Raw genomic sequence first — 22,106 nt, forward strand, 5'->3', positions numbered from 1 at the left:
GGCCGGGCGTCTTCCGACTGAACGACCAATCCTTCCGCACCGCAAGCGGTGCCGAAGACGGGCAGGAGAATGAACCATGTATGTTGCCGTCAAGGGTGGCGAAGCCGCCATCAACAACGCTCACCGGCTCCTCGCCGACCGGCGCCGCGGCGATCGCTCGCTTCCTTCGGTCACCATTGAGCAGATCGTGGAACAACTCGGACTTGCCGTCGATCGGGTGATGGCGGAGGCCTCGCTTTATGACCGGACGCTTGCAGCGCTCGCGGTCCGCCAATCGCGGGGCGACCTGATCGAGGCGATCTTCCTGCTGCGCGCCTACCGCACCACGCTGCCTCGCTTCGGCACTTCGGTTCCGGTCGATACGGCAAGCATGAAGGTGGAGCGCCGCGTCTCGGCGACCTATAAGGACTTGCCCGGCGGCCAGCTTCTCGGCCCGACCTTCGACTACACCCATCGTCTTCTCGATCCGTCTCTGCTGACCGACGAGCCGATTGAGGAACCGGCGCGCAAAAACGCATCCGACGAGCGCGTCATGCGGGTTTCCGACATTCTCGCCCACGAAGGCCTGATCGAAGCGGACGGCGATTTTCCTGATGACCACGAGGCCGGCGACCTGACCCGCGAACCGCTGGAATTTCCCATGGGACGGGATCTCCGCCTGCAGGCGCTCGCCCGCGGCGACGAAGGTTTTCTGCTGGCACTCGGCTATTCCACCCAGCGCGGCTACGGCCGCAATCACCCCTTCGTCGGCGAAGTGCGGATCGGCGAGGTAGATGTCGAGCTTGAGGTTCCCGAACTCGGCTTTGCCGTTTCGCTTGGCCGCATCCGCGTCACCGAATGCCAGATGGTCAACCAATTCAAAGGATCGTCCAAGGCGCCGCCGCAGTTCACCCGCGGCTATGGCCTGGTCTTCGGCCAGAGCGAACGCAAGGCGATGTCGATGTCGCTGGTGGATCGCGCCCTGCGTGCCGAAGAACTCGGAGAGGATATCACCGCGCCGGCGCAGGACGAGGAATTCGTCATCTCGCATTCCGACAACGTCCAGGCGACCGGCTTCGTGGAGCACCTGAAACTGCCGCACTACGTCGATTTTCAAGCCGAACTTGCGCTGGTGCGCAAGATGCGCGCCGATATCGAAGCCACTCGAAATGGCGGAAAAGACCGACGGGAGGCGGCGGAATGACGGAAATCGCCGGACATCCTTCAGTCGCCGCCGTCCCCTCCATCGCCGCCGTCCGCATCAAAACTGCTGCCCTTCCCAGACCCGAAGGTGGCGCGATAGATGAGCCCGAGCGCGATAAGGCCGAAGAGCACGATGCTCGAAAGCGTCTCGGCACTGAATTCCATGAAATGCCCTCCCAATTGCTCAAAGGTAACCGTACATGACGGACCTCGCCACCTACAACTTCGCCTATCTCGACGAGCAGACGAAGCGCATGATCCGCCGCGCGATCCTGAAGGCGATCGCCATCCCCGGCTACCAGGTGCCTTTCGCCTCCCGCGAGATGCCGATGCCCTATGGCTGGGGTACGGGCGGCGTGCAGGTCACAGCCTCGATCATCGGGCCGGAAGACGTACTGAAAGTGATCGACCAGGGCGCGGACGACACGACCAATGCGGTCTCAATCCGCGCCTTCTTTCAGAAGGTCGCCAATGTCGCGGTGACCACCCACACGAAGGATGCGACGATCATCCAGACGCGCCACCGCATTCCCGAGCAGAAACTCACGGAAGGCCAGGTGCTCGTCTACCAGGTGCCGATCCCGGAACCCTTACGCTTCCTCGAGCCGCGCGAGACCGAGACACGCAAGATGCATGCGCTCGAGGAGTATGGCCTCATGCATGTGAAACTCTACGAGGACATCGCCCATAACGGCCGCATCTCCAAGACCTATGCCTATCCGGTCAAGGTCGCCGGCCGCTATGTCATGGATCCTTCGCCGACGCCGAAGTTCGACAATCCGAAGATGCATATGTCGGAAGCCCTGCAGCTCTTCGGCGCAGGCCGCGAAAAGCGTATCTATGCCGTGCCTCCTTACACGGAGGTGGTGAGCCTCGATTTCGAGGACTACCCCTTCGAGATCCAGAAATTCGAACAACCGTGCGCGCTCTGCGGCGCCCAGGGCGTGTATCTCGATGAAGTGGTGCTCGACGACAAGGGTGGCCGCATGTTCGTCTGTTCGGATACCGATCACTGCGAGGACCGCCGCGAACACGGGCACGCCGGCGAGCTGCTGGCGCAGAACAAGGAGGCGGCGGAGTGATCCCCTCGTCGCGTAAATACCCCTCCCCAACCCCTCCCCACAAGGGGGAGGGGCTTAACCTGCCGCACCGACGCCGGAATGGGACCGACGCCTTGCCACTGGTTTTCTCCCCCCTTGTGGGGGAGATGGCCGGCAGGCCAGAAGGGGTCTTTAGCCGCCGCAGACTGATACGGAAAACTATGTAATGACCGACACCCCTCTTCTCAAAGTCAGCGGCGTTTCGAAATTCTATGGCAGCCGGATCGGCTGCAAGGATGTCTCCTTCGAACTCTGGCCCGGTGAAGTGCTGGCTATCGTCGGCGAGTCCGGTTCGGGTAAAACGACGCTTCTGAACTGCCTGTCCACCCGGCTGATGCCGACGACAGGCAGTGTCGAATACCGCATGCGCGACGGCAATTTCCGCGACCTCTACCACATGAGCGAGGCCGAACGCCGTTTCCTGATGCGCACCGACTGGGGTTTCGTTCATCAGAACCCGGCAGACGGACTGCGCATGACCGTATCCGCCGGCGCCAATGTGGGCGAGCGGCTGATGGCGGTGGGCGACCGGCACTACGGCAATATCCGCGCGACGGCCAATGACTGGCTCACCCGCGTCGAGATCGGCACCGACCGTATCGACGACCAGCCCCGCGCCTTTTCAGGCGGCATGCGCCAGCGCCTGCAGATCGCCCGCAATCTCGTCACGAGCCCGCGCCTGGTGTTCATGGACGAACCGACCGGCGGTCTCGACGTGTCGGTCCAGGCGCGCCTGCTCGATCTCGTGCGCGGCCTCGTCAACGATCTCGGGCTTTCCGCCATCGTGGTCACGCATGACCTTGCGGTCGCCCGCCTGCTTTCCCACCGGATGATGGTGATGAAAGACGGGCATGTGATCGAACACGGGCTGACCGACCGGGTGCTCGACGACCCGCGCGAACCCTATACCCAGCTTCTCGTGTCATCCATTCTTCAGGTTTGAGGGAAATGCATGGTCCCGAAAAAGGAGCCCCGGTTTTCGGACAAGACCATGCGAAAAGAAGGATAAATCAATGGCCACCCCTCTCGTCGTTTCCGAAGTCTTCAAGAGCTTCACCATGCATCTGCGCGACGGCATCAAGCTGCCGGTCGTCAACGATGTGAGCTTCTCCGTCGCAAGCGGCGAATGCGTCGTTTTGGGCGGACCTTCCGGTATCGGCAAGAGCTCGATTCTCAAGATGCTCTACGGCAACTACGCAGTCGACGCGGGTCAGATCCTCGTCAGCCACAAGGACAGGCTCGTCGATATCGCAAGCGCCGATCCGCGCACCATTATCGACGTCCGCCGTCATACCTTGGGTTATGTCAGCCAATTCCTGCGCACGGTGCCGCGGGTTGCGGCTCTGGATGTCGTCGCCGAACCGCTCGTCGCCCGCGGAATCCAAGCGCCGGAAGCAAAGGAGAAAGCTTCCGATCTGCTCGCGAGGCTCAATCTGCCGCGCGAACTCTGGAGCTTGCCGCCCGCCACCTTCTCGGGCGGCGAACAGCAACGCGTCAACATCGCCCGCGGCTTCATCACCAGCCACAGCATTCTTCTCCTCGATGAACCGACCGCATCGCTCGATGCGGTGAACCGGCGGGTGGTGGTGGATATGATCGCCGAAAAGAAGCGCGAAGGCGTGGCACTTCTTGGGATTTTCCATGACGAAGAAGTCCGTGAGGCGGTTGCGGACCGCATCCTCGACGTTACGCGCTTTTCGCCACGAAAGGCCGCGGCATGAGTGTCAAGGTCGGTCTTGATCCTGCGATCCACCCAAGCGCCCGCGTCAACAACTCCAAGCTCGGTCGCTACACGGAAGTCTCGGAGCGCTGCCGCATCGATGAGGCGGAGATCGGCGACTATTCCTACATCATGCAGGATGGTTCGATCTGGTGCGCGACGATCGGCAAGTTCGTCAATATGGCGGCGTCCGTGCGCATCAACGCCACCAATCATCCGACATGGCGCGCGACGCTGCATCATTTCACCTATCGCGCCGCGAACTACTGGGACGATGCGGAGAACGACGAAGACTTTTTCGAATGGCGGCGCGACCATCGCGTCGTCATCGGCCATGACGTGTGGATCGGACACGGAGCGACTGTCCTGCCGGGCGTGACCGTCGGCAATGGCGCCGTGATCGGCGCCGGCGCGGTCGTTTCCAAGGATGTCCCTGCCTACACAATCGTCGGCGGTGTGCCGGCAAAGCTCATCCGGGAACGCTTCACAAAGGAGATAGGCGAGGCAATGGAACGGCTTGCATGGTGGGACTGGGACCATCTGAAACTCAGAGCCGCGCTGGATGATTTCCGGGCCCTTTCAGCGGAAGAATTCCTCCTTCGCCATGGCTGACGCATCATCATTATGTCACGGAAATCTTTTAGCCGAGGTCCTGTATCGGGGCACACCGACAGGCTAGTCTTCCATCGCCCCTCCTGATTCCTGGATCCTGCCTTGCGCTACGCTCTCTATTTTTCGCCCGCTGAAAACCATCCGCTGACGAGGATGGCGTCGCATTGGCTCGGACGCGATGCCTTTAGCGGAGAAATATTTCCGACACCCGACATGGATGGATTGCCAAGGGAAACGGTCCATGCGCTGACGGCCGATCCGCGCCGCTACGGCTTCCATGCGACGCTGAAGGCGCCCTTCGAGCTGCATCCGGATCGCACCGAGCCGGAACTGATCGCCGCCACGGAACGCTTTGCCGCCGACACGTCCGCATTCGAAATCCCAAACATCATCATTGGTCAGCTAGGGCGCTTCTTTGCGCTCGTGCCGGATACGATCTATCCTGAGCTGCAACATTTCGCGGCCCGGGCGGTCGAAGAATTCGAACCGTTCCGCGCCCCGCTCGCGGATACCGATATCGCTCGCCGCAAGCCGGAAACCTTGAGCGCCGCCCAGCGCGCCAATCTGGAGCGCTGGGGTTATCCCTATGTCATGGACGAATTCCGGTTTCATATGACGCTCACCGGCCAGGTTCCGCCTGACCAGGCCCCTGCCATGCGCCTTGAGCTAGACCGCCGATTTGCCGCGTTTGCCCACTCGGCGCTTGCTGTCGATGGGCTTGCGCTCTTCATCGAACCTTCGCGCGGCGCGCCCTTCCATGTTCATCGCTGGTTCCCGCTGGCGCGCAGCTCCGCAAACAGAAAGATTGCCTCATGACCGCCGAACTCGTGCTCGCCAATGCCCGTATCGTGCTGGAGGACAGCGTGATCCACGGCTCCGTCCAGATTCGCGACGGCAAACTCGCCGACATTTCGGAAGGCCTCACCCGGACGGGAGAGGATTTCGAAGGCGACTACCTGATCCCGGGCCTGGTGGAACTGCACACCGACCATCTGGAACAGCATTACTCCCCGCGTCCCGGCGTGCGCTGGAACACGATCGCTGCAATTCAGGCCCACGATGCGCAGGTAGCCACCTCCGGTATCACCACCGTCTTCGATTGCCTTCGCATGGGTGCTGACGAGGACGGAGGCTTTGTCCGGGGCGAAATGCGCGAGATGGCCGACGCCATCCACACCGCAAGCCAGGAGGGCCGCCTGCGCTCGGAGCACCTTATCCACCTGCGCTGCGAGGTCTCGGCCGACAACGTGCTCGAACACTTCGTCGATTTCGAGCATGACCCCTATGTCCGGCTGGTCTCCCTGATGGATCATGCGCCCGGCCAGCGCCAGTTCCAGACCATGGATCAGTACGTCTTCTACTACAAGAAGAAGCGTGGCCTGACCGACGAGGCCTTTGCGAAGTTCATCGCCAAGAGGCAGGAAGAGTCTGCACGCAACTCGACCCCGCACCGCATCGCCATCTCGAAGGTCTGCGCCGAGCGCGGCATTACGGTCGCCAGCCACGACGACGCCACATTGGCTCACGTGGACGAAGCGATCGACAACGGCGTACGGCTGGCGGAATTTCCGACCAGTTTCGATGCGGCCAAAGCTTCGCACGAAGCGGGCATGAGTGTGTTGATGGGCGCGCCGAACATCGTGCGCGGCAAGTCCCATTCCGGCAATATCGCGGCCCGCGACCTTGCCGAACGCGGCGTACTCGACGTGCTTTCCTCCGACTATGTGCCGCTCAGCCTCCTGCATGCGCCATTCGTGCTTGCCGATGACGTTGAAGGTGTTTCCCTGCCGAAAGCCCTTGCCATGGTGACCGCGACCCCTGCCCGGACCGTTGGCCTCAATGACCGCGGGCGGATAGAGGCAGGCCTTCGTGCCGATCTGGTACGCGTCCACCACGAGCAGGGCGTGCCGGTGGTCCGCGCCGTCTGGCGGGAAGGCAAACGGGTCGCCTGATGGACACGCGACCGACAGGAACAGGACCGTCCGGCGCGATGGTCGTGGTAGTCGGTCCGAGCGGCGCCGGCAAGGACACGCTCATGGCCTATGCGGCGCGGCATTTCGCGAACCGGGAGGATGTCCTTTTCGTTCGCCGGGTCATCACGCGCGACGGGGCGGCCGGCGGCGAGGACCATGATGCCGTTTCCGAAGAAACGTTCGAGACGCTGGAGAGCGCTGGCCGTTTTGCCGTATCCTGGGGAGCCCACGGACTACGTTATGGCATTCCGGCAGAGACGAAGGCTGCGGTTGATCGCGGCCAGCTTGTCGTCGCCAACGGCTCCCGGTCGGCCCTCAGCCGCTTCAAGGCCGTCTATCCGTCCCTTTTCGTGATCAACGTGACCGCCAGCCCCGATGTTCTGGCAGCGCGATTGGCGGCTCGCGGACGGGAGACGAAGGCTGAAATACTTCGCCGGCTGGAACGCAGTTCTCTTGCCGTCGCCGGCGACTATCGCGTGATAACGATCGACAACAGCGGCTCGGTCGAAACGGCCGGTCAGGCGATGGTCGAAGCGCTCCAAGGCTGCTTGCCGGCCGCAAGATAATTCGGCGAAAACCTCCCCCGGCGCTTTAAAGTCTCCCAAGAGGCTCTATTTGCTTTTCCTTATGTATCAACGAGGAAAAGTATGAGCCAGATCAAAGCGCGTGACGAACACCGGGAAGCCGTGGCGATTGCCGACCTCGAGGCCCGCGTGGTGGTGCTTGAGATCGTTTCCATGACCGCGCTCGCACTTGCCATGGACACCTCCGACAATGCGGATGTTGATTATGCCCGCGGCATCACGAATCTGATCATGGACACCGTGCGGCAGCGCTGCGATGAAATGAGCATGCCGTCCGATGCCCGGCTCACCGCGTGCTCCTATGCCGACGAACTGCTGTCGACGGCGCTTCTATCCCTTTATCCCAGGGAACATTGAGCCGGTCAGTGCGCCTCGTCCCAGTTGGTCGCAGCCCGCGCGTCCACCTTCAGCGGTACCCTCATGGCAATCGCAGGCATGGCAGCCTGTTCCATGGTCGAGATGATCACGGGTAGCGCGCGCTCCACCTCGTCGTCCTCTACTTCGAAGATCAGTTCGTCGTGAACCTGCAGCAGCATGCGGGCCGAGAGGCTGGCATTGGCGAGCGCCGGCTCCATCTTCACCATGGCCCGGCGAATGATATCGGCTGCCGAGCCTTGGATCGGCGCGTTGATCGAAGCCCGTTCGTTGAAGGCTCGCACCGAAGGATTGGAAGACTTGATCTCCGGATAGTGGGCGCGCCGACCGAAGATCGTCTCCACAAAGCCGTTCTCGCGAGCGAAATTCTTCGTGCTTTCCATATAGTCGCGGATGCCCGGGAAACGTTCGAAATACTTCTTGATGTAGTCGCCGGCTTCCGACCGCTCGATGCTGAGCTGGTTTGCAAGGCCAAAGGCGGAAATCCCGTAGATGATGCCGAAATTGATCGCCTTGGCGCGGCGGCGAACCTCGCTCGGCATTCCCTCCACCGGCACGCCGAACATTTCGGACGCCGTCATGGCATGAATGTCGACACCATCGGAAAAGGCCTGGCGGAGCTGCGGGATGTCCGCCACATGGGCGAGCACGCGCAGTTCGATCTGGCTATAGTCGGCCGAGACCAGCTTGTGACCCGGCGTCGAGATGAAGGCGGTGCGGATCTTCCTGCCTTCCAGGGTGCGCACCGGAATGTTCTGCAGGTTCGGTTCGGAGGACGACAGGCGGCCGGTCGTCGTCGACGCCAGCGAATAGCAGGTGTGAACCCGCTTGGTCTGCGGATGGACATAGCCCGGCAGCGCATCCGTATAGGTCGACTTCAGCTTGGTAAGCTGACGCCAGTCGACGATCTTGCGCGGCAGGTCGTGCCCGGCGGCTGCCAGATCCTCCAGGACGCTTGCCGAGGTCGACCATTGGCCGGTCTTCGTCTTGGCGCCGCCCGGCAGGCCCATCTTGCCGAACAGGATGTCGCCGAGCTGTTTTGGCGAGCCGATCGTGAACCGCTCCCCGGCCAGCGCATAAATCTCGTCCTCGAAGGCTGCCGCCCTCTGAGCCAGTTCGCCGGAAAGGCGGGAAAGTATCTGCCGGTCGATGGTGATGCCGCGCTCTTCCATATGGGCGAGAACCGCTACCAACGGACGCTCCAGACGCTCGTAGATGCGCGTCAGGCCGGCCGCTGCGAGTTGCGGCTTCAGCGCCATCCAGAGCCGCAGCGTCACGTCGGCATCTTCCGAAGCATAGACCGTGGCCTTGTCGATATCGACAAAGTCGAAGGTCACGCCGGCCTTGCCGCTGCCGGCGACGTCCTTGAACGTGATCGGCTTGTGGTTCAGCCAGCGTTCCGAAAGCGCGTCCATGCCATGGTTGGCCTTGCCGGCTTCCAGCACATAGGACATCAGCATCGTGTCGTCGTAGCTTTCGACGGTGATGCCGTGGCGTTTCATCAGGAGGTAGTCGAATTTCAGGTTCTGAGCCACCTTGAGAACCGCGGGGTCTTCCAGCAGCGGCTTCAACCGGGCGAGCGCCTCGCGCATCGGGATCTGGTTTTCGGCAAGCCCGCCGCCCAGCAGGTCGCCCACACCGGTCTTGTGGTTGAGCGGGACATAGGCGGCGCGGACATTGAGGCCGCTCGGGCTGTCGATATTGTCGGCAAGCGCCAGCGAGAAGCCGACGAGCTCCGCCTGCATCGGATCGAGCGACGTGGTTTCCGTATCAAATGCCACCAGGCCGGTCTCGTGGGCTGCCCTGATCCAGTCGTCCAGCATTTCCACGTCGCGGATCGTCACGTAGCAGCTCGGATCGAGCTTGGCATTTGCGAAGGCGTCGATACGAGCCTTGGCAAGTTCGGCCGGCGTTGCTGCCTCCGTCCCCTTCGCAACCGGCGCCTTGGCCGTGTTGGCAGGCGCACTGGCCGCGGCTTCTCCGGTATCCGCAGGTACTGCCGATCCGGCATCAAGATCGGGACCGCGGGCGGCGTCGCCCCATTCGACCTTGACCACGGCCGGTTCAATGGCGTCCGCATCGCAATCGCAGGCGGCCGCGACGCGCCGCGTCAGCGTGCCGAATTCCATGGTCTTCAGGAAGCCGATCAGCTTCGGTCCGTTCTGCGGCTCCAGCACCAGCGCATCGAGCTGCAGGTCGAGCGGCACATCGGTGCGCAGCGATACGAGCCGGCGCGACAACCGCGCAAGATCGGCATTGGCGACGATATTTTCCCGCCGCTTCACCTGCTTGATCTCGCCCGCCCGCGCAAGCAGGGTATCGAGGTCGCCGAATTCTTCGAGAAGCTGGGCAGCCGTCTTCGGGCCGATCCCCGGGATACCCGGCACGTTGTCGACGGAATCACCGACCATCGCCTGCAGGTCGATCATCTTTTCCGGCGGCACGCCCCATTTCTCGATGACATCTGGAATGCCGATCTGCTTGTCCTTCATGCTGTCGTACATGTGGACGTTCGGCGTCACGAGCTGCATCAGGTCCTTGTCGGAAGAGACGATGGTCACGTCCGCGCCGATCGCCTCGGCCTGTCTGGCATAGGTGGCGATAATATCATCGGCCTCGAAACCTTCGGTCTCGATGCAGGGCAGATTGAACGCGCGGGTCGCTTCGCGGATCAGGCCGAACTGCGGGATCAGTTCTTCCGGCGGCGCGGAGCGGTTTGCCTTGTAGGCGTCGTAGAGATCCTTGCGGAACGTCTTGGCCGAATAATCGAAGATGACGGCGAAATGGGTGGGCGTGACGCCCACGGATGTATCGCGCGCATCGGTCAACAGCTTCCAAAGCATATTGCAGAAGCCGGAAACGGCGCCGATCGGCAGTCCGTCGGACTTTCGGGTGAGCGGCGGCAGCGCATGGAAGGCGCGAAAAATGAAGCCAGAGCCGTCGATAAGGAAGAGATGATCACCTTTTTTCATGGGCCAAAGCAATAGCGTGGGGCATTCGTTCCGTCCACGAAAACTTGGGCTCGCGCCGCGCTTGAGAGCCTCACCGGAACGTTACCGATTTGTAATGGCCCCGTGTCTTGAAAAGCTCCGTTGCGGCGCACATCTCTCCATTACCGGCGACTGATCACGCCGCAGTCTGGAAGCCGGCCTGTCCCCCGCCGCTCCAGACCGGGCAAAGACCTACCCCCCTCTCCGGGTCTTTGCCCTTCCATCAGAACCGCCATGGCTGTCCCCTCCCTGCCATGGCGGTTTTTCCGTTTTTAAGAGCATAGAAGACTTGTCATTTCCCCTGTCTTCGCACAGGCTTGGCGAAAGCATGGCCTGCGATATATCCGGCTGCCCCATGAGGCAGATCGGAGAGGATGGAGACCGAAGCCATGGCATTCGACCGCTCGCGTTCGGCGACCTATCTTGCCGGTCAATTGGCCAAGGGTTTCGCGCGCTCGCTGCAGATGCGATCCGCGGCGCTGGGTTTTTCTCCGGGGCAGTTTCCCGTTCTGCTCGAACTCTGGCAGGAGGATGGGTTGACCCAGAAGCAGCTCCTCGACCGGCTGGAGGTGGAGCAGGCAACGCTTGCCAATACGCTTTCCCGCATGGAGCGCGACAGCCTCATCCAGCGCACACCGCATCCCAACGACCGACGGGCGCAGATCATCACGCTGACCCAGGCCGGTCGCGATCTTGAAGCCGAGGCGGTGGAAGCCGCGGCGGAGGCAGATGCGGCCCTTTTTGCGGGCTTCAAGCGGTTTGAGCGGGAGCTGATGATCGAATACATGCGAACGATCGTCGAAACCGCACGCAAGCTCTGACAGATCCCTCAGCAACCCTCACGTCAGGAGCAGCAGGCGCTGTTTGCCGAAGACGGCCCGCAACAGGCCGCCGCCTTCCGGCTTTCCTCTGCCAGCCAGCGGTCCCGCGGCTTGCAGCTCGCCGGACGCGGCGACAGTTCCACATGCAGGGCGCCATCCTGCCGGACAGGAAGTGACGCGCAATAAAGCTGCATCGGCTGCACGCCGTCACTCACCTCGAAGGTCAGCTTCGCGGCTCCGTCAAGGTGCACATGCTCCGACACCTTGCGGATGATCTTGGAGAACCTCGCCGCCGGCATGTGGGTACGGTCGCCTTCCTCGATATCCCAGAGCTGGACGAATATCTCCGACCATGCTTCGGGGTTGGCGCCACAATCGAGGGCGGAAAAATTGCCCGCCTTCACCTCGGTCACATGATAGCCTTGCCTGATGGCCTGACCGTCGTAGTGGAATACGAGCGGCAGGTCGGCGTTATTCGCAAGCGTGTCGAGCATCAGGCCCAGACTGATATCGGTCGTGTGGGTCTTGTCGATCGCATTCATTTCCGCTACTCCTTGTTTCAATATTTCAAGGATCATTGAATTATGGAGAAACGTCAAGCCCTCGCGTCCTTCGGCGCACTTTCGCAGGAAACCCGCCTGGAGATTGTCCGGATGCTGGTCATTGCCGGGCCGACCGGGATGCAGGCTGGAGCGATTGCTGAAAAGATGGGGATGTCGCCATCGAACATCTCCTTTCACCTCAAGGAGCTCGATCGGGCCGGGCTTATAGGGCAGCAGCGGGAATCGCGATCGATCATCTACAGCGCGAAATACGACGCACTTTCAGACCTGGTCCGTTTCCTGATGGAGGACTGCTGCGCCGGTGACCCGAGAATCTGCACCCCCGCCGCGACCGTCGCGGCCTGCGGCGACCCTTCGGCAAAAGTGGGCACGATCGGAGAACTGGAAGGGGCAACAGCGCTGACCCTGCAGCCCATATCGGGAGATGATGCCGATCTGCGCACCGCTCTGGCTGCCGCGGCACTCCCGACCGACGATCTGAGCGAGGACGGACGCCACTTTTTCCGAATTGCCCAGGGCGCCGATACCATCGGCTTCGGCGGATACGAACTGCATGACGGTGACGCGCTGCTGCGGTCGCTCGTCATTCTCGAAAACCATCGCGGCAAAGGTCTTGGAGATCTGGCTACCCGCCTCCTCCTCGATATGGTCGGTTCAGCCGGAGCCCGACGGGCCTATCTCCTGACCACCTCTGCGGCCCCGTTCTTCGAACGCCTCGGGTTTGCAAAGATCGACCGTGCAACGGCTCCGGTCGCGATCCTGCAGAGCCGGCAGGCGGCATCGATCTGTCCGGCCTCGGCGGCATTGCTTACCAAACCGCTCATATCGGGCCCTACCGCAACCGCAAGGAAGAAGTCGGAAAACTGGAACAACGCATGAGCCTTAAATCCTTATGACTGCCCGCATTCCGATTGCTTCCATTGCCGCCCTCGGCGTCACCCAGATCATCGGGTATGGCACCCTCTATTACAGCTTCAGCATCCTGGCGGCCGACATGGCGGCAGATTTCGCCTGGTCGACCGAATGGATCTTCGGAGCATTGTCCGCGGCGCTTCTCGTCGGCGGCCTGACCGCCCCCTGGCTCGGCTCGCTGTTCGACCGGTGGGGCGCGGGCCGCGCCATGACCCTCGGTTCGGTCATTGCAGCTGCAGCACTCGCGGCTTGCGCCATGGCGCCGGGAAAGATCGCCTTCGTTGCTGCGTTGATCGCCATAGAGGTCGCGGCCAACGTCGTCCAATATGGCGCTGCTTTCGCCCTTCTTGTCCAGCTCCGACCCGAGGTCGCGCAACGAAGCATCACCTATCTGACCCTCATCGCCGGGTTCGCCTCGACCATCTTCTGGCCATTGACGGCAGCGCTGCACGAACACCTTTCCTGGCAGAACGTCTATCTAGTTTTCGCGGCCCTTAATCTCTTGATCTGCATGCCGCTGCATGCCTGGCTGGCGCGCGGTGCAAACAGTCGAGAACCCCTCCACACGGCAGCGCCTTTGCGGATGGAGGGGATTCTCGCTCCCCGCTCCAGGCGCCTCGGGTTCGCCCTGATGGTCGCCGGCTTCGCGCTGCAATCGCTGGTCAGCTCTGCGGCGCTGGTGCACATGGTGCCGCTGCTCTCCGCCCTGGGGCTCGGCGCAACTGCCGCAGTGGTCGGCACGCTTTTCGGCCCCTCTCAGGTTCTTAGCCGGCTCATCAATATGTTGTTTGGCCGCGATCTGACGCCCCTCCACCTTGCCAAGATCGCAGCAGCGCTCTTGCCGGGAGGCGTTCTGGTGCTGATCCTGACTGCCCCTTCAGTGCCGGGAGCCATGGTTTTCGCAGTGATCTTCGGTATGGGCAACGGCCTCCTGAGCATTGTTGCCGGCACCTTGCCGCTGGCTTTGTTCGGCAGCGAAGGGTACGGCAGGCTACAGGGCAAGATGATGTCGGCGAGGCTCATCACGTCGGCGATCGCTCCTTTCGCCCTGGCCTTGTCGATGACGTGGATCGGCGTCATATGGTCCCTGGGCGTGACGGCAGGGCTGGGCGCGATTGCGGTCCTCGCCTTCCTGTTCATCGGCCGCCTCGCCAGCAACGAGCGGGCGACCGGCGAGCAAACGCGTTAATCGCGAACCTCGCTTTGCCATTGTGCCTCTATGCATAGGCTTGCTAACAAGGGACGCGCCACAACGATTGACCCCTTCTTCGTCCATGAAGAGAAGGGTCTCGCATTTCAAAGACAGGGATCATTTCATGACCGATCTTTCCGCCGTTCTCGACCGCGCCGACCAAAATCTTCCCGCAAGCCTCGAACGTCTGTTTGGCCTCGTCCGCATCAAGTCGATCTCCACCGATCCGGCCTTCAGGGCGGATTGCCGCAAGGCTGCCGAATGGCTCGTTGCCGAACTCGGAGAACTCGGCTTCGAGGCCTCGGTACGGGATACGGCCGGTCATCCCATGGTGGTCGGTCATCATCCGGGCCCGGATGCCGATGCGCCGCATGTGCTGTTTTATGGCCACTACGATGTGCAGCCGGTCGACCCGATCGAACTCTGGGAAGACGACCCTTTCGATCCCAGGATCAAGGACCTCGCCAATGGCCGGAAGGTGATCACCGGCCGCGGGACTTCGGACGACAAAGGCCAGCTCCTGACCTTCGTCGAGGCTTGCCGGGCTTACAAGCAGGTTCATGGTAACTTGCCAGTGCGGGTGACGGTTCTTTTCGAAGGGGAGGAAGAGTCCGGCTCGCCGTCACTGAAGCCCTTCCTCGAAGCGAATGCGGCCGAACTCAAGGCCGACTGCGCCCTGGTCTGCGATACGGGCATGTGGGATGGTGATACACCGGCGATCGCCGCGGCTCTTCGCGGGCTGGTGGGAGAGGAACTGACCATCAAGGCGGCCGACCGGGACCTGCATTCGGGCCTTTTCGGAGGTGCCGCCGCCAATCCGATCCATATCCTTGCCGATATCCTGGCCGGCCTGCATGACGAGACCGGTCGGGTGACGCTGGAAGGCTTCTATGACGGCGTCGAAGAAACCCCGTCGAACATCAAGGCCGGCTGGGAAACACTCGGCCGCGACGCAAAATCCTTCCTGGGCGAAGTCGGCCTGTCGATCCCGTCGGGCGAAAAGGGCCGGTCGGTCCTCGAACTCACCTGGGCACGTCCGACCGCCGAAGTGAACGGCATCTGGGGCGGCTATACCGGCGAAGGTTTCAAGACCGTCATCGCAGCGGAAGCCTCTGCCAAGGTATCGTTCCGCCTCGTCGGCCAGCAGGAGCCGGCCAGGGTCCGCGAGGCATTTCGCGCCTATGTCCGATCGAGGATCCCCGGTGACTGCTCGGTGGAATTCCATGAGCATGGCGGTTCGCCGGCAATTCAGCTCTCTTACGATTCTCCGGTTCTCACGAAGGCAAGAAACGCCCTGTCCGACGAATGGGCCAATCCTGCCGTCGTGATCGGCATGGGCGGGTCGATCCCGATCGTCGGCGACTTCCAGAAGATGCTGGGGATGGATTCTCTGCTCGTCGGCTTCGGCCTGGTCGACGACCGCATTCATTCGCCCAACGAGAAATACGACCTGAAGTCCTTCCACAAGGGCATCCGCTCCTGGGCCCGCATCCTGGCCGCGCTGGCCGATTGATCGGGAAAAACAGAAAAGGCCCCGCAGTTTCCACTGCGGGGCCTTGAAAACAAAAAGGCCGGGCAAGCCCGACCTTTCCACTCCCATTCATGGGTGCCAGTACATCCGTGGTCACTCTTAATGGGACAGGCATTTCCGACGCGGCCGCTTTGCGACCTCAATGAAGTCAGCGCGGCTCTAGCGGTCATCGTCTCTCCGAACGGTAAACATCCCGTTAACGCGGAAATGGATATCGTCTCAAGACGGCACGGTTTCCCGTATTTGCCGTTACGCGCAGTCTCTGAACTCTTGGCTCAGACCTGCGGTGCGTCGGAAACGCCATTGAACCCTAGATGGGAAGGCCTGTTCCGATTTGCAAGGGTGCTCAAACGGCCAAAAGAAAAAGGCCGGCAAAGCCGGCCTTCCGTGGTGGTCGTATTGCTACGATCAAGCCGACTGCAGACGGTCGGCCGAAACCTTGCCCGAACGCTTGTCCGTGACGAGTTCGTAGGAGAGCTTCTGGCCATCCTTGAGCTGACCGAGGCCAGCGCGCTCGACAGCCGAAATGTGAACGAAAACGTCCTGTGCGCCGTCATCCGGCTGAATGAAGCCATAGCCCTTGGTTGCGTTGAACCACTTTACAGTACCGGTCGCCATAACGATGCCTTTCCCTTGCAAATGACCGACTATTCCGCGCTTTGCGCTTGGAACGGTGAAGTTTCGTATTTGAAGAAAGATCGTCGCAGACGCCGGAGGCGCTTAGTGCTGGCTATCAAACAAATATCGATGGCTCACCATCTAGGGTCTTACCACAAAAAGGTCAAGATCGCGAAAGTGACGGAAGCCAGCAGGAGCAGCAAGACTCATCGACCGTTAAAAAGCAGAAAACCCGGCGCGGGAGGAGGTGCGCCGGGTTCCTGAAACTGACCAACAACTGGGAGGAGGAGGTGTCGTTGGTCCCATCGGGGGCGCTGGGAGGAGGAGTGCGCCCGTCGATGATTGTGTTATACACCATCCAAGCTTAAAAAACAGCCAGAATTTTGCACCGCAGCATTGCAAATTTTGCATGCCTCTTTTGGCCTCTTGCGATCCTCCTCCTGCTCGGCCATTTTCCGATCATGAGTCTCGAATCCGTCCGCGCTTTCTTCGCCGCCCACGCCTCCGATATCGACGTCATCGTAACGGAAGACAGTTCGGCGACCGTGGCGCTTGCCGCAGCCGCCCATGACGTGGCGCCCGATCAGATCGCCAAGACGATCTGCGTGCGCGCAGGCGAGATGACCGTGCTGGTCGTCATGTCCGGCACAAGCCGGCTCGACAATCGCAAATTCCGGGATCGCTTCGGCACGAAGCCACGCATGCTCGGCGCCGAAGAGGTTACTGCCCTCACCGGTCATCCGGTCGGCGGCGTCTGCCCCTTTGGGCTCGCCTCGCCGATACCGGTCTATTGCGACCTGTCGCTCAGAAGACATGCCGAAGTCCTGCCGGCCGCCGGCGCCATCAATGCGGCCGTCCGCATCAGCCCGGAGCATATGGCGGAGCTCGCCGGAGGGATCTGGGTCGACATCAGTCAGGACCCCGCGACAAACGGGGATCCTGTCGCCTAGAAACGGTCGCTCAGGTAACGGCGATACCAGGCCTGCTTGCTTTCCGCCGACGCCGTCGCGACGACATAACCGATCGCAAAGCCTATCGCGCCGATCAGGGCAAAAAGCGTGGTCGTGGCAGCGGGGTGTTCGCGGATCGTGCCGGCAACCGACGAAGCTTCGCTCTGGACATAGTGAGCGGCATCGCTGGCTCGCCCGCTGATCTTTTCATAGGCTACGCCGGTTCTTTCGGCGAGCAATTGGCGCAGGTTGGCGATCTCCGACCGCAACGTCGCGATTTCGCCGCTGACGTTTTCGCTGGGCTCGTGATCGAAAGACGGCGTGTCCGTCTTGACGGGCGTTTTCAGATTTCTGATTGGCTCTGCCATACCGGCCTCCTTGCTGCTGATCGAGATCGGTCAACTGTCGAAGGCTGGATAGGTTCCTCGTTCCGCCGGGATGCTAGAGACTTTTTGCCAGGTTCTCGGCAAGCGTTGCCAACTGATCCTTGTCGTCGGAACCCTTTTGCAAGGAGTTCACCAGGATGAGCGCCAACGCTTCCGCATCGGGACTATCCTTGTCGATCTGATGCTCGGCGCAGGTTTCGTCAAAGACCTCCTGCAACAAGCTGAGCTGTTGCGGATGGACCGGATTGCGAACCATTTGTCTAGGCATATAACCCTCCCGATCACACTGGGCACAATCGGCGAAATCTCCCACTGTCGCAACGGCGGCACCGACTGGAGGCCGGCTTCTAATGCCGCAGTCTTGCGCCAGCATTGCCGGGCTGGGGAGGTAACGTTTTCCGACCAAAGGTTATTAACCGTGAGCCTTTTCTAATGGATTAGCAACAACAAGTTAAAACGGGTACAATATTGGGGTAGATCCGTAAGGGATTCCACCTAGGCGAGCCTGCCCGGGGCGGCCGGACAGGCCCGAAACTATTTATTGGATCAGGCCATACCGGCGGGATCGCCGATCGGCAGAAGAGCAGGATCAAGCGTCGGATCCTGAGGATTTTTGGTATCTCCCGGGTTTTGCGCGGGGGTAAGCGGCGGCTTTTCCTGGGTCCTGTCTGGAATGCCGTCCGTGGGTGTCGGTCCCCGCGGCGTTTCCGGGGCCGGCGTCGGAATAGGGTCACGATTTGGCATGGGGAACTCCTTCCTGTTCAGGGAGTCCAACGGGCCAAATCAATCCCGGTTCCGCAATCTTTCGCCCGCATATCGCTACCAGCGCCGATCGCGCGGCGAGGAGGACAGGCCGATCATGTAACCCACCGTAAAGGCGAGGAGGCCAACGGCCGCAATCGCGGAGCCTGTGGCGGCCGGATGGTCCACCGCATGGGCCGCCACCATTCCGGCTTCGTCCCTGACACGATCGACTGCGGTCCTCGCTTTGGCAGCGACGCCTGTTTCCTGGGTGATATCGCCGGTAAAGCCCGTGCCCAATGATTTCCTGGCCATTATCGTCTCCTTTGCAGAGACAACCCAGCGCGGGAAAGGAGGTTCCAAGGCATCGAAAACCCGCGCCTGCAGAAGCCGACGCGGGCAGGCCGATTATTCCGTGACCTCAGCCTCTTCTTCCGTCTGCTGACGCTTCAGGAGGACTGCTTGTTCACTGGTTTTGTCGGCGGCAGAAGCTGCAATGCTTGCCGTGGTGATTTCCTTGTCCACCTTGGCAGACGCCGTGACATTGTGGCCGGCGCATTCCGCAAGGGCTGCGGTCGACGAAAGGCCTAGTACGGCGGCGACAACGAGAAATGTCTTCATATCATTCTCCTTCGCTATGGTTGCGGCCTGAAATTTACCCGATACAGCGATGAACCCGAAATCACGAATCCGCGTTTCCGGCCGCCTGGAGACAGCAAGATCCACAAATTTCCCATGCCCGGCTGATTGCATTCAGCCGGCTACATCAATTTCGAGAGCGTCTCACGATTCACAAAAATATCGGTCTTGCCGGCTTCGTAAGCCGGATGACTGAATTCGAAACTTTCCTTTTCGGGCATCTCGAGCGCCTGCTTGATGCTCACCAGCCCGACCGGTACGCGCTGGTCGCCATTACGCACGACCGCTTCGACAATCTTGATCATTTCCTCCCCTCCTCCAAGGTGGAATCCGTCAAAACGCGGAACTCTTCTTATTGTTCCCGGAAGAATCGGCTTTTTTTGAGAAAAAAATCAAGCTGGCGAATCGATCTACCCCGCATGGCCCCGCCGAGTGCTAGTGAAGATCCAGAGGAAGCTGGATACCCTTGGGGAGGTTCGGGCGGCGCTGATTGGCAATCTGGATTTTCTGAAACGTCTCACGCCGGCGCTCGGCTTCAGCCTCACGGATTGCCCGGGAGGCAGCGACGGCGGCCATGGCGCGTTCAATAACCTGTTCTGCTCTGGTCATCGGCAACTCCATTTGTTCTCTCTTTGTTCTCACAAATACGAGCCAAAGTCAAGCCACTCCATATTTGAAGGCTTGTGAGGCCGGCACGGATAATCCTGCCTTTACCCCTCCTTAAATCGCCGCATTTAGAGTCCAGCAGTGGCCTGGGCGACGAGACAATCGAGTAAGAGCCTGTTTCCGCAGGCGAAGTGACGGGGGTACGCCAGCTCATTATGGGGTTCAGAGGCAGATCAGACAAACGCGTCGAGCCGTCCTTCGAGGGCTCGCGCCAGAACGACGATTTACGCCTCGACGCGGAGGAACGGATCGTCGGCAATGGTCGGCCCGGCAAGCGCTCCCCGAAGCAGGGCGGCGAGGAACGCTCCGAAAGCGGCGCCCGGTCCGGACAATCCGAGCGCGCCCGTCCATCCCGCAACAAACCGTCGCGCCGCCGCACCGAAGGCGGGCTTTTTTCGCCCTTGCGGACTCTTGTCTACTGGTGCCTGGTACTCGGCATATGGGCCGGCATCGGCGTCGGGGGCCTCGTCCTTTATTATGGCGCGCAGATGCCGTCGGCCAGTTCCTGGGCCATTCCCGACCGGCCGCCGAACATGAAGATCACGGCCGTCGACGGCTCGGTCATCGCCAACCGGGGCACGACCGGCGGCGAAGCGCTGGCGCTCGAGGAAATGTCGCCCTACCTGCCGCAGGCGGTGATCGCCATCGAAGACCGGCGCTTCTATTATCATTTTGGCGTCGATCCGCTCGGTCTTGCGCGCGCCCTCGTCAACAACCTGACCGGCCGGCCTATCCAGGGCGGCTCGACCATCACGCAACAGCTTGCCAAGAACCTGTTTCTCTCGCCGGAGCGCACCTTTGAGCGCAAGATCCAGGAGGTTCTGCTCTCCTTCTGGCTGGAGCACAAGTTCACCAAGGACCAGATCCTGGCCATGTATCTGAACCGGGTCTTCTTCGGGTCGAATGCCTATGGCGTGGAAGCGGCGTCGCGGCGCTATTTCAACAAATCCGCCCGTGACGCCAATCTCGGCGAAGCGGCGACGCTCGCCGGCCTCCTCAAGGCGCCCTCCCGCCTCTCGCCCGCTCGCGATCCGAAAGCCGCCGAGGCTCGCGCTCAGGTCGTGCTCGGCGCCATGCGGGAAGAAGGTTACGTCACCGATAGCGACCTGAAGACCGCCATGTCGCAGCCGCCCGCAAAGGCCAAGAGCTACTGGTCCGGTGCCCAGCACTATGCTGCCGACATGGTCGTCGACGAAGTCAAAAGCCTGATCGGAGAGCCGAAGGCGGATATCGTCGTGGAGACGACCGTCGACCTGCGTCTCGAGCAGGCCGCCGAAAAGGCCCTGAACGACGTCCTCAAGAAGGAAGGCGGCAAGCTCAATGCCTCGCAGGCGGCCCTCGTCTCCGTCGATGCGACGGGCGCCATTCGCGCCCTTGTCGGCGGCCGCGATTATGCGACGAGCCAGTTCAACCGCGCCGTCAAGGCGAAACGCCAGCCGGGTTCCGCCTTCAAGCCGTTCGTCTATGCGGCTGCCCTGGAGGCTGGCGCGCGGCCGAATTCCGTGCGCAACGATGCGCCTGTGAGGATCGGCAACTGGACGCCGGAAAACTATGACGAGAAATACCGCGGCGAGGTGACCCTTGCCTCCGCCCTCACGCAGTCGCTCAACACCATCGCCGCACAATTGGTCATGGAGGTCGGGCCGGACAATGTGATCAGTCTCGCTCACCGGCTCGGCATCGAGTCGGAGCTGCAGTCCAATGCATCCATCGCGCTCGGAACCTCGGAGGTGTCGCTGGTCGAACTGACCTCGTCCTACGGCGCATTCATGAATGGCGGCTACAAGGCTACACCGCATATCGTCAAGCGCATCGTCGATACCGAAGGCAAGGTGCTCTACGAAGCGGACTATGCCAATCCGCCCCGCGTCTTGAGCGAGCCCGTCGCGGCAACGATGAACAGCATGATGAGCCGCGTCATCAACGAGGGCACCGGCAAGGCCGCGAGACTCGATGGCTGGCAGGCGGCCGGCAAGTCCGGCACCACCCAGTCGTTCCGTGACGCGCTCTTCGTCGGCTATACCAGCATCATGACGACCGGCATCTGGTTCGGCAATGACGACGGCACCTATATGAAGAAGGTGACCGGCGGCGGACTGCCCGCGAAGGCCTGGAAGGAATATATGACGGCGGCCATGAACGGCTATACGCCGACCCCTCTCTTCGGCACCGGACGCAGCCTCGATCTGCCGCCGCCGGCCGTTCAGCCGGATGCGGAGCCCACCACGATCGGCGACATTATTTCGGGCATTCTGCCGGGTGCGGCGCGTCGCCCGCAGGAGGAGCTTCCTCCGGACTATCCGCCGGCTCCGCGTGCCCCGGCCCAGGATTCAGCCTATGGCGGTAGCAACCGATACGGCGATGTCGTCCCACCTGCCGATGTTCCAGTGCGCGATTACCGGGAATATCGCGGGCCTTACGACACGCCTGCGCCACGTCCTCCCATGGAGGTCGGCCGCGGTCCCGTCCCGCCCGGCGAGGTCGGCGCCAGCGCCTCGGCGCGGCAGCCTCGGCAGACGACGCTTTTCGACATCCTCATGGGGCAATAAAG

25 protein-coding genes and 2 pseudogenes are annotated in these 22,106 nt (G+C 61.6%); 16 read left to right on the top strand and 11 right to left on the bottom strand.

Annotation, left to right across the window (positions count from 1 at the left end; all coding sequences use genetic code 11):
- Positions 1-76 precede the first annotated feature (76 nt).
- Positions 77-1,183 carry a carbon-phosphorus lyase complex subunit PhnI gene (locus C5L13_RS13365; RefSeq protein ID WP_105383776.1) on the top strand — a complete coding sequence of 369 codons (1,107 nt, stop codon included), beginning with the start codon at positions 77-79 and terminating at the stop codon, positions 1,181-1,183.
- A 20-nt stretch (positions 1,184-1,203) separates the two neighbouring features.
- Here the strand turns inward: C5L13_RS13365 and C5L13_RS28750 are convergent, their stop codons facing one another.
- A complete protein-coding gene (locus C5L13_RS28750) occupies positions 1,204-1,347 on the bottom strand; it encodes a hypothetical protein (RefSeq protein WP_158693447.1) in 144 nt (47 codons plus the stop codon).
- Between the two features lie 35 nt (positions 1,348-1,382).
- Between C5L13_RS28750 and C5L13_RS13370 the strand changes: the two genes are divergently transcribed.
- The 8 genes from C5L13_RS13370 (at position 1,383) to C5L13_RS13405 (ending at position 7,528) form a co-directional block, all read left to right on the top strand.
- Positions 1,383-2,264 carry an alpha-D-ribose 1-methylphosphonate 5-phosphate C-P-lyase PhnJ gene (locus C5L13_RS13370; protein ID WP_105383777.1) on the top strand — a complete coding sequence of 294 codons (882 nt, stop codon included), beginning with the start codon at positions 1,383-1,385 and terminating at the stop codon, positions 2,262-2,264.
- A gap of 184 nt (positions 2,265-2,448) precedes the next feature.
- Positions 2,449-3,225 carry a phosphonate C-P lyase system protein PhnK gene (phnK, locus tag C5L13_RS13375; protein WP_105383778.1) on the top strand — a complete coding sequence of 259 codons (777 nt, stop codon included), beginning with the start codon at positions 2,449-2,451 and terminating at the stop codon, positions 3,223-3,225.
- 70 nt (positions 3,226-3,295) lie between these two features.
- Positions 3,296-4,003 carry a phosphonate C-P lyase system protein PhnL gene (gene phnL, locus C5L13_RS13380; RefSeq protein ID WP_105383779.1) on the top strand — a complete coding sequence of 236 codons (708 nt, stop codon included), beginning with the start codon at positions 3,296-3,298 and terminating at the stop codon, positions 4,001-4,003.
- Positions 4,000-4,614, top strand: a complete 615-nt coding sequence (locus tag C5L13_RS13385) for a DapH/DapD/GlmU-related protein (RefSeq protein WP_105383780.1) — start codon at positions 4,000-4,002, stop codon at positions 4,612-4,614. The genes phnL and C5L13_RS13385 overlap by 4 nt, the downstream gene beginning before the upstream one ends.
- A gap of 102 nt (positions 4,615-4,716) precedes the next feature.
- Positions 4,717-5,430, top strand: a complete 714-nt coding sequence (locus C5L13_RS13390; protein ID WP_105383781.1) for a DUF1045 domain-containing protein — start codon at positions 4,717-4,719, stop codon at positions 5,428-5,430.
- Positions 5,427-6,566 carry an alpha-D-ribose 1-methylphosphonate 5-triphosphate diphosphatase gene (locus C5L13_RS13395; RefSeq protein ID WP_105383782.1) on the top strand — a complete coding sequence of 380 codons (1,140 nt, stop codon included), beginning with the start codon at positions 5,427-5,429 and terminating at the stop codon, positions 6,564-6,566. Before C5L13_RS13390 ends, C5L13_RS13395 begins: the two co-directional genes overlap by 4 nt.
- Positions 6,566-7,153: a phosphonate metabolism protein/1,5-bisphosphokinase (PRPP-forming) PhnN gene (gene phnN / locus C5L13_RS13400; RefSeq protein ID WP_105383783.1), complete on the top strand. Its 588-nt coding sequence runs from the start codon at positions 6,566-6,568 to the stop codon at positions 7,151-7,153. The genes C5L13_RS13395 and phnN overlap by 1 nt, the downstream gene beginning before the upstream one ends.
- Positions 7,154-7,234: 81 nt before the next feature.
- Complete coding sequence (locus tag C5L13_RS13405) at positions 7,235-7,528, top strand: hypothetical protein (protein WP_105383784.1); 294 nt, start codon at positions 7,235-7,237, stop codon at positions 7,526-7,528.
- A 5-nt stretch (positions 7,529-7,533) separates the two neighbouring features.
- On the opposite strand, the gene polA is transcribed toward C5L13_RS13405, so the two are convergent.
- Complete coding sequence (gene polA / locus C5L13_RS13410) at positions 7,534-10,518, bottom strand: DNA polymerase I (protein WP_105383785.1); 2,985 nt, start codon at positions 10,516-10,518, stop codon at positions 7,534-7,536.
- Between the two features lie 407 nt (positions 10,519-10,925).
- On the opposite strand from polA, the gene C5L13_RS13415 reads away from it, so the two are divergent.
- Entirely contained in the window at positions 10,926-11,357 is a 432-nt protein-coding gene (locus C5L13_RS13415) for a MarR family winged helix-turn-helix transcriptional regulator (RefSeq protein WP_105383954.1), read from the top strand.
- A gap of 23 nt (positions 11,358-11,380) precedes the next feature.
- Here the strand turns inward: C5L13_RS13415 and C5L13_RS13420 are convergent, their stop codons facing one another.
- Positions 11,381-11,899, bottom strand: coding sequence for a DUF6428 family protein (locus C5L13_RS13420; RefSeq protein ID WP_105383786.1), 519 nt, complete (start codon positions 11,897-11,899; stop codon positions 11,381-11,383).
- Positions 11,900-11,941: 42 nt separating this feature from the next.
- Here C5L13_RS13420 and C5L13_RS29280 point away from each other — a divergent pair.
- The 4 genes and pseudogenes from C5L13_RS29280 to C5L13_RS13435 form a co-directional block, all read left to right on the top strand.
- A pseudogene (locus C5L13_RS29280) lies at positions 11,942-12,283 on the top strand (ArsR/SmtB family transcription factor); the annotation flags it as partial.
- Between the two features lie 75 nt (positions 12,284-12,358).
- A pseudogene (arsN2, locus tag C5L13_RS13425) lies at positions 12,359-12,799 on the top strand (arsenic resistance N-acetyltransferase ArsN2); the annotation flags it as partial.
- A 13-nt stretch (positions 12,800-12,812) separates the two neighbouring features.
- Positions 12,813-14,021, top strand: coding sequence for an arsenite efflux MFS transporter ArsK (gene arsK / locus C5L13_RS13430; protein WP_105383787.1), 1,209 nt, complete (start codon positions 12,813-12,815; stop codon positions 14,019-14,021).
- Between the two features lie 127 nt (positions 14,022-14,148).
- Positions 14,149-15,537 (top strand): dipeptidase, encoded by a 1,389-nt coding sequence (locus C5L13_RS13435; protein ID WP_105383788.1) that lies wholly within the window; start codon positions 14,149-14,151, stop codon positions 15,535-15,537.
- Between the two features lie 426 nt (positions 15,538-15,963).
- On the opposite strand, the gene C5L13_RS13440 is transcribed toward C5L13_RS13435, so the two are convergent.
- Entirely contained in the window at positions 15,964-16,173 is a 210-nt protein-coding gene (locus tag C5L13_RS13440) for a cold-shock protein (RefSeq protein WP_105374924.1), read from the bottom strand.
- Between the two features lie 461 nt (positions 16,174-16,634).
- Here C5L13_RS13440 and C5L13_RS13445 point away from each other — a divergent pair, with 461 nt between their 5' ends.
- Complete coding sequence (locus C5L13_RS13445) at positions 16,635-17,123, top strand: YbaK/EbsC family protein (protein WP_105383956.1); 489 nt, start codon at positions 16,635-16,637, stop codon at positions 17,121-17,123.
- Here C5L13_RS13445 and C5L13_RS13450 read toward each other — a convergent pair.
- From C5L13_RS13450 to C5L13_RS29005, 7 genes are all read right to left on the bottom strand, one after another.
- Positions 17,120-17,491: a hypothetical protein gene (locus C5L13_RS13450; RefSeq protein WP_105383789.1), complete on the bottom strand. Its 372-nt coding sequence runs from the start codon at positions 17,489-17,491 to the stop codon at positions 17,120-17,122. The two genes, C5L13_RS13445 and C5L13_RS13450, sit on opposite strands and share 4 nt — an antisense overlap.
- A 73-nt stretch (positions 17,492-17,564) precedes the next feature.
- Positions 17,565-17,777: a hypothetical protein gene (locus C5L13_RS13455; protein ID WP_158693448.1), complete on the bottom strand. Its 213-nt coding sequence runs from the start codon at positions 17,775-17,777 to the stop codon at positions 17,565-17,567.
- Positions 17,778-18,055: 278 nt separating this feature from the next.
- Entirely contained in the window at positions 18,056-18,253 is a 198-nt protein-coding gene (locus C5L13_RS13460; protein WP_105383791.1) for a hypothetical protein, read from the bottom strand.
- Positions 18,254-18,328: 75 nt separating this feature from the next.
- A complete protein-coding gene (locus C5L13_RS13465) occupies positions 18,329-18,565 on the bottom strand; it encodes a hypothetical protein (RefSeq protein WP_105383792.1) in 237 nt (78 codons plus the stop codon).
- Positions 18,566-18,658: 93 nt separating this feature from the next.
- Positions 18,659-18,871 carry a hypothetical protein gene (locus tag C5L13_RS13470; RefSeq protein WP_105383793.1) on the bottom strand — a complete coding sequence of 71 codons (213 nt, stop codon included), beginning with the start codon at positions 18,869-18,871 and terminating at the stop codon, positions 18,659-18,661.
- A 140-nt stretch (positions 18,872-19,011) separates the two neighbouring features.
- On the bottom strand, positions 19,012-19,194 hold the full coding sequence (locus C5L13_RS13475) for a hypothetical protein (protein ID WP_105383794.1): 183 nt from the start codon (positions 19,192-19,194) through the stop codon (positions 19,012-19,014).
- 130 nt (positions 19,195-19,324) lie between these two features.
- Positions 19,325-19,498: a hypothetical protein gene (locus tag C5L13_RS29005; protein ID WP_170117264.1), complete on the bottom strand. Its 174-nt coding sequence runs from the start codon at positions 19,496-19,498 to the stop codon at positions 19,325-19,327.
- Between the two features lie 212 nt (positions 19,499-19,710).
- Here C5L13_RS29005 and C5L13_RS13485 point away from each other — a divergent pair, with 212 nt between their 5' ends.
- Entirely contained in the window at positions 19,711-22,104 is a 2,394-nt protein-coding gene (locus tag C5L13_RS13485) for a transglycosylase domain-containing protein (RefSeq protein ID WP_105383796.1), read from the top strand.
- The last annotated feature ends 2 nt before the right edge of the window (positions 22,105-22,106 follow it).

The organism is Neorhizobium alkalisoli (genome assembly GCF_002968635.1).
In the GTDB taxonomy this organism is placed as follows: Bacteria; Pseudomonadota; Alphaproteobacteria; order Rhizobiales; family Rhizobiaceae; genus Neorhizobium; species Neorhizobium alkalisoli.

Excerpts from the sequence above, each read along its gene's own strand:
- C5L13_RS13445 (WP_105383956.1), top strand. The coding sequence starts at position 16,635 with ATGAGTCTCGAATCCGTCCGCGCTTTCTTCGCCGCCCACGCCTCCGAT.
- C5L13_RS13470 (WP_105383793.1), bottom strand. The coding sequence starts at position 18,871 with ATGAAGACATTTCTCGTTGTCGCCGCCGTACTAGGCCTTTCGTCGACC.
- C5L13_RS13450 (WP_105383789.1), bottom strand. The coding sequence starts at position 17,491 with ATGGCAGAGCCAATCAGAAATCTGAAAACGCCCGTCAAGACGGACACG.
- C5L13_RS13420 (WP_105383786.1), bottom strand. The coding sequence starts at position 11,899 with ATGAATGCGATCGACAAGACCCACACGACCGATATCAGTCTGGGCCTG.
- C5L13_RS13485 (WP_105383796.1), top strand. The coding sequence starts at position 19,711 with ATGGGGTTCAGAGGCAGATCAGACAAACGCGTCGAGCCGTCCTTCGAG.
- C5L13_RS28750 (WP_158693447.1), bottom strand. The coding sequence starts at position 1,347 with ATGGAATTCAGTGCCGAGACGCTTTCGAGCATCGTGCTCTTCGGCCTT.
- C5L13_RS13415 (WP_105383954.1), top strand. The coding sequence starts at position 10,926 with ATGGCATTCGACCGCTCGCGTTCGGCGACCTATCTTGCCGGTCAATTG.
- C5L13_RS13455 (WP_158693448.1), bottom strand. The coding sequence starts at position 17,777 with ATGCCTAGACAAATGGTTCGCAATCCGGTCCATCCGCAACAGCTCAGC.
- phnK (WP_105383778.1), top strand. The coding sequence starts at position 2,449 with ATGACCGACACCCCTCTTCTCAAAGTCAGCGGCGTTTCGAAATTCTAT.
- C5L13_RS13395 (WP_105383782.1), top strand. The coding sequence starts at position 5,427 with ATGACCGCCGAACTCGTGCTCGCCAATGCCCGTATCGTGCTGGAGGAC.
- C5L13_RS13435 (WP_105383788.1), top strand. The coding sequence starts at position 14,149 with ATGACCGATCTTTCCGCCGTTCTCGACCGCGCCGACCAAAATCTTCCC.
- C5L13_RS13365 (WP_105383776.1), top strand. The coding sequence starts at position 77 with ATGTATGTTGCCGTCAAGGGTGGCGAAGCCGCCATCAACAACGCTCAC.
- C5L13_RS13370 (WP_105383777.1), top strand. The coding sequence starts at position 1,383 with ATGACGGACCTCGCCACCTACAACTTCGCCTATCTCGACGAGCAGACG.
- phnL (WP_105383779.1), top strand. The coding sequence starts at position 3,296 with ATGGCCACCCCTCTCGTCGTTTCCGAAGTCTTCAAGAGCTTCACCATG.
- C5L13_RS13440 (WP_105374924.1), bottom strand. The coding sequence starts at position 16,173 with ATGGCGACCGGTACTGTAAAGTGGTTCAACGCAACCAAGGGCTATGGC.
- C5L13_RS13475 (WP_105383794.1), bottom strand. The coding sequence starts at position 19,194 with ATGATCAAGATTGTCGAAGCGGTCGTGCGTAATGGCGACCAGCGCGTA.
- C5L13_RS13465 (WP_105383792.1), bottom strand. The coding sequence starts at position 18,565 with ATGGCCAGGAAATCATTGGGCACGGGCTTTACCGGCGATATCACCCAG.
- C5L13_RS13405 (WP_105383784.1), top strand. The coding sequence starts at position 7,235 with ATGAGCCAGATCAAAGCGCGTGACGAACACCGGGAAGCCGTGGCGATT.
- C5L13_RS13385 (WP_105383780.1), top strand. The coding sequence starts at position 4,000 with ATGAGTGTCAAGGTCGGTCTTGATCCTGCGATCCACCCAAGCGCCCGC.
- arsK (WP_105383787.1), top strand. The coding sequence starts at position 12,813 with ATGACTGCCCGCATTCCGATTGCTTCCATTGCCGCCCTCGGCGTCACC.
- C5L13_RS13460 (WP_105383791.1), bottom strand. The coding sequence starts at position 18,253 with ATGCCAAATCGTGACCCTATTCCGACGCCGGCCCCGGAAACGCCGCGG.
- polA (WP_105383785.1), bottom strand. The coding sequence starts at position 10,518 with ATGAAAAAAGGTGATCATCTCTTCCTTATCGACGGCTCTGGCTTCATT.
- phnN (WP_105383783.1), top strand. The coding sequence starts at position 6,566 with ATGGACACGCGACCGACAGGAACAGGACCGTCCGGCGCGATGGTCGTG.
- C5L13_RS29005 (WP_170117264.1), bottom strand. The coding sequence starts at position 19,498 with ATGACCAGAGCAGAACAGGTTATTGAACGCGCCATGGCCGCCGTCGCT.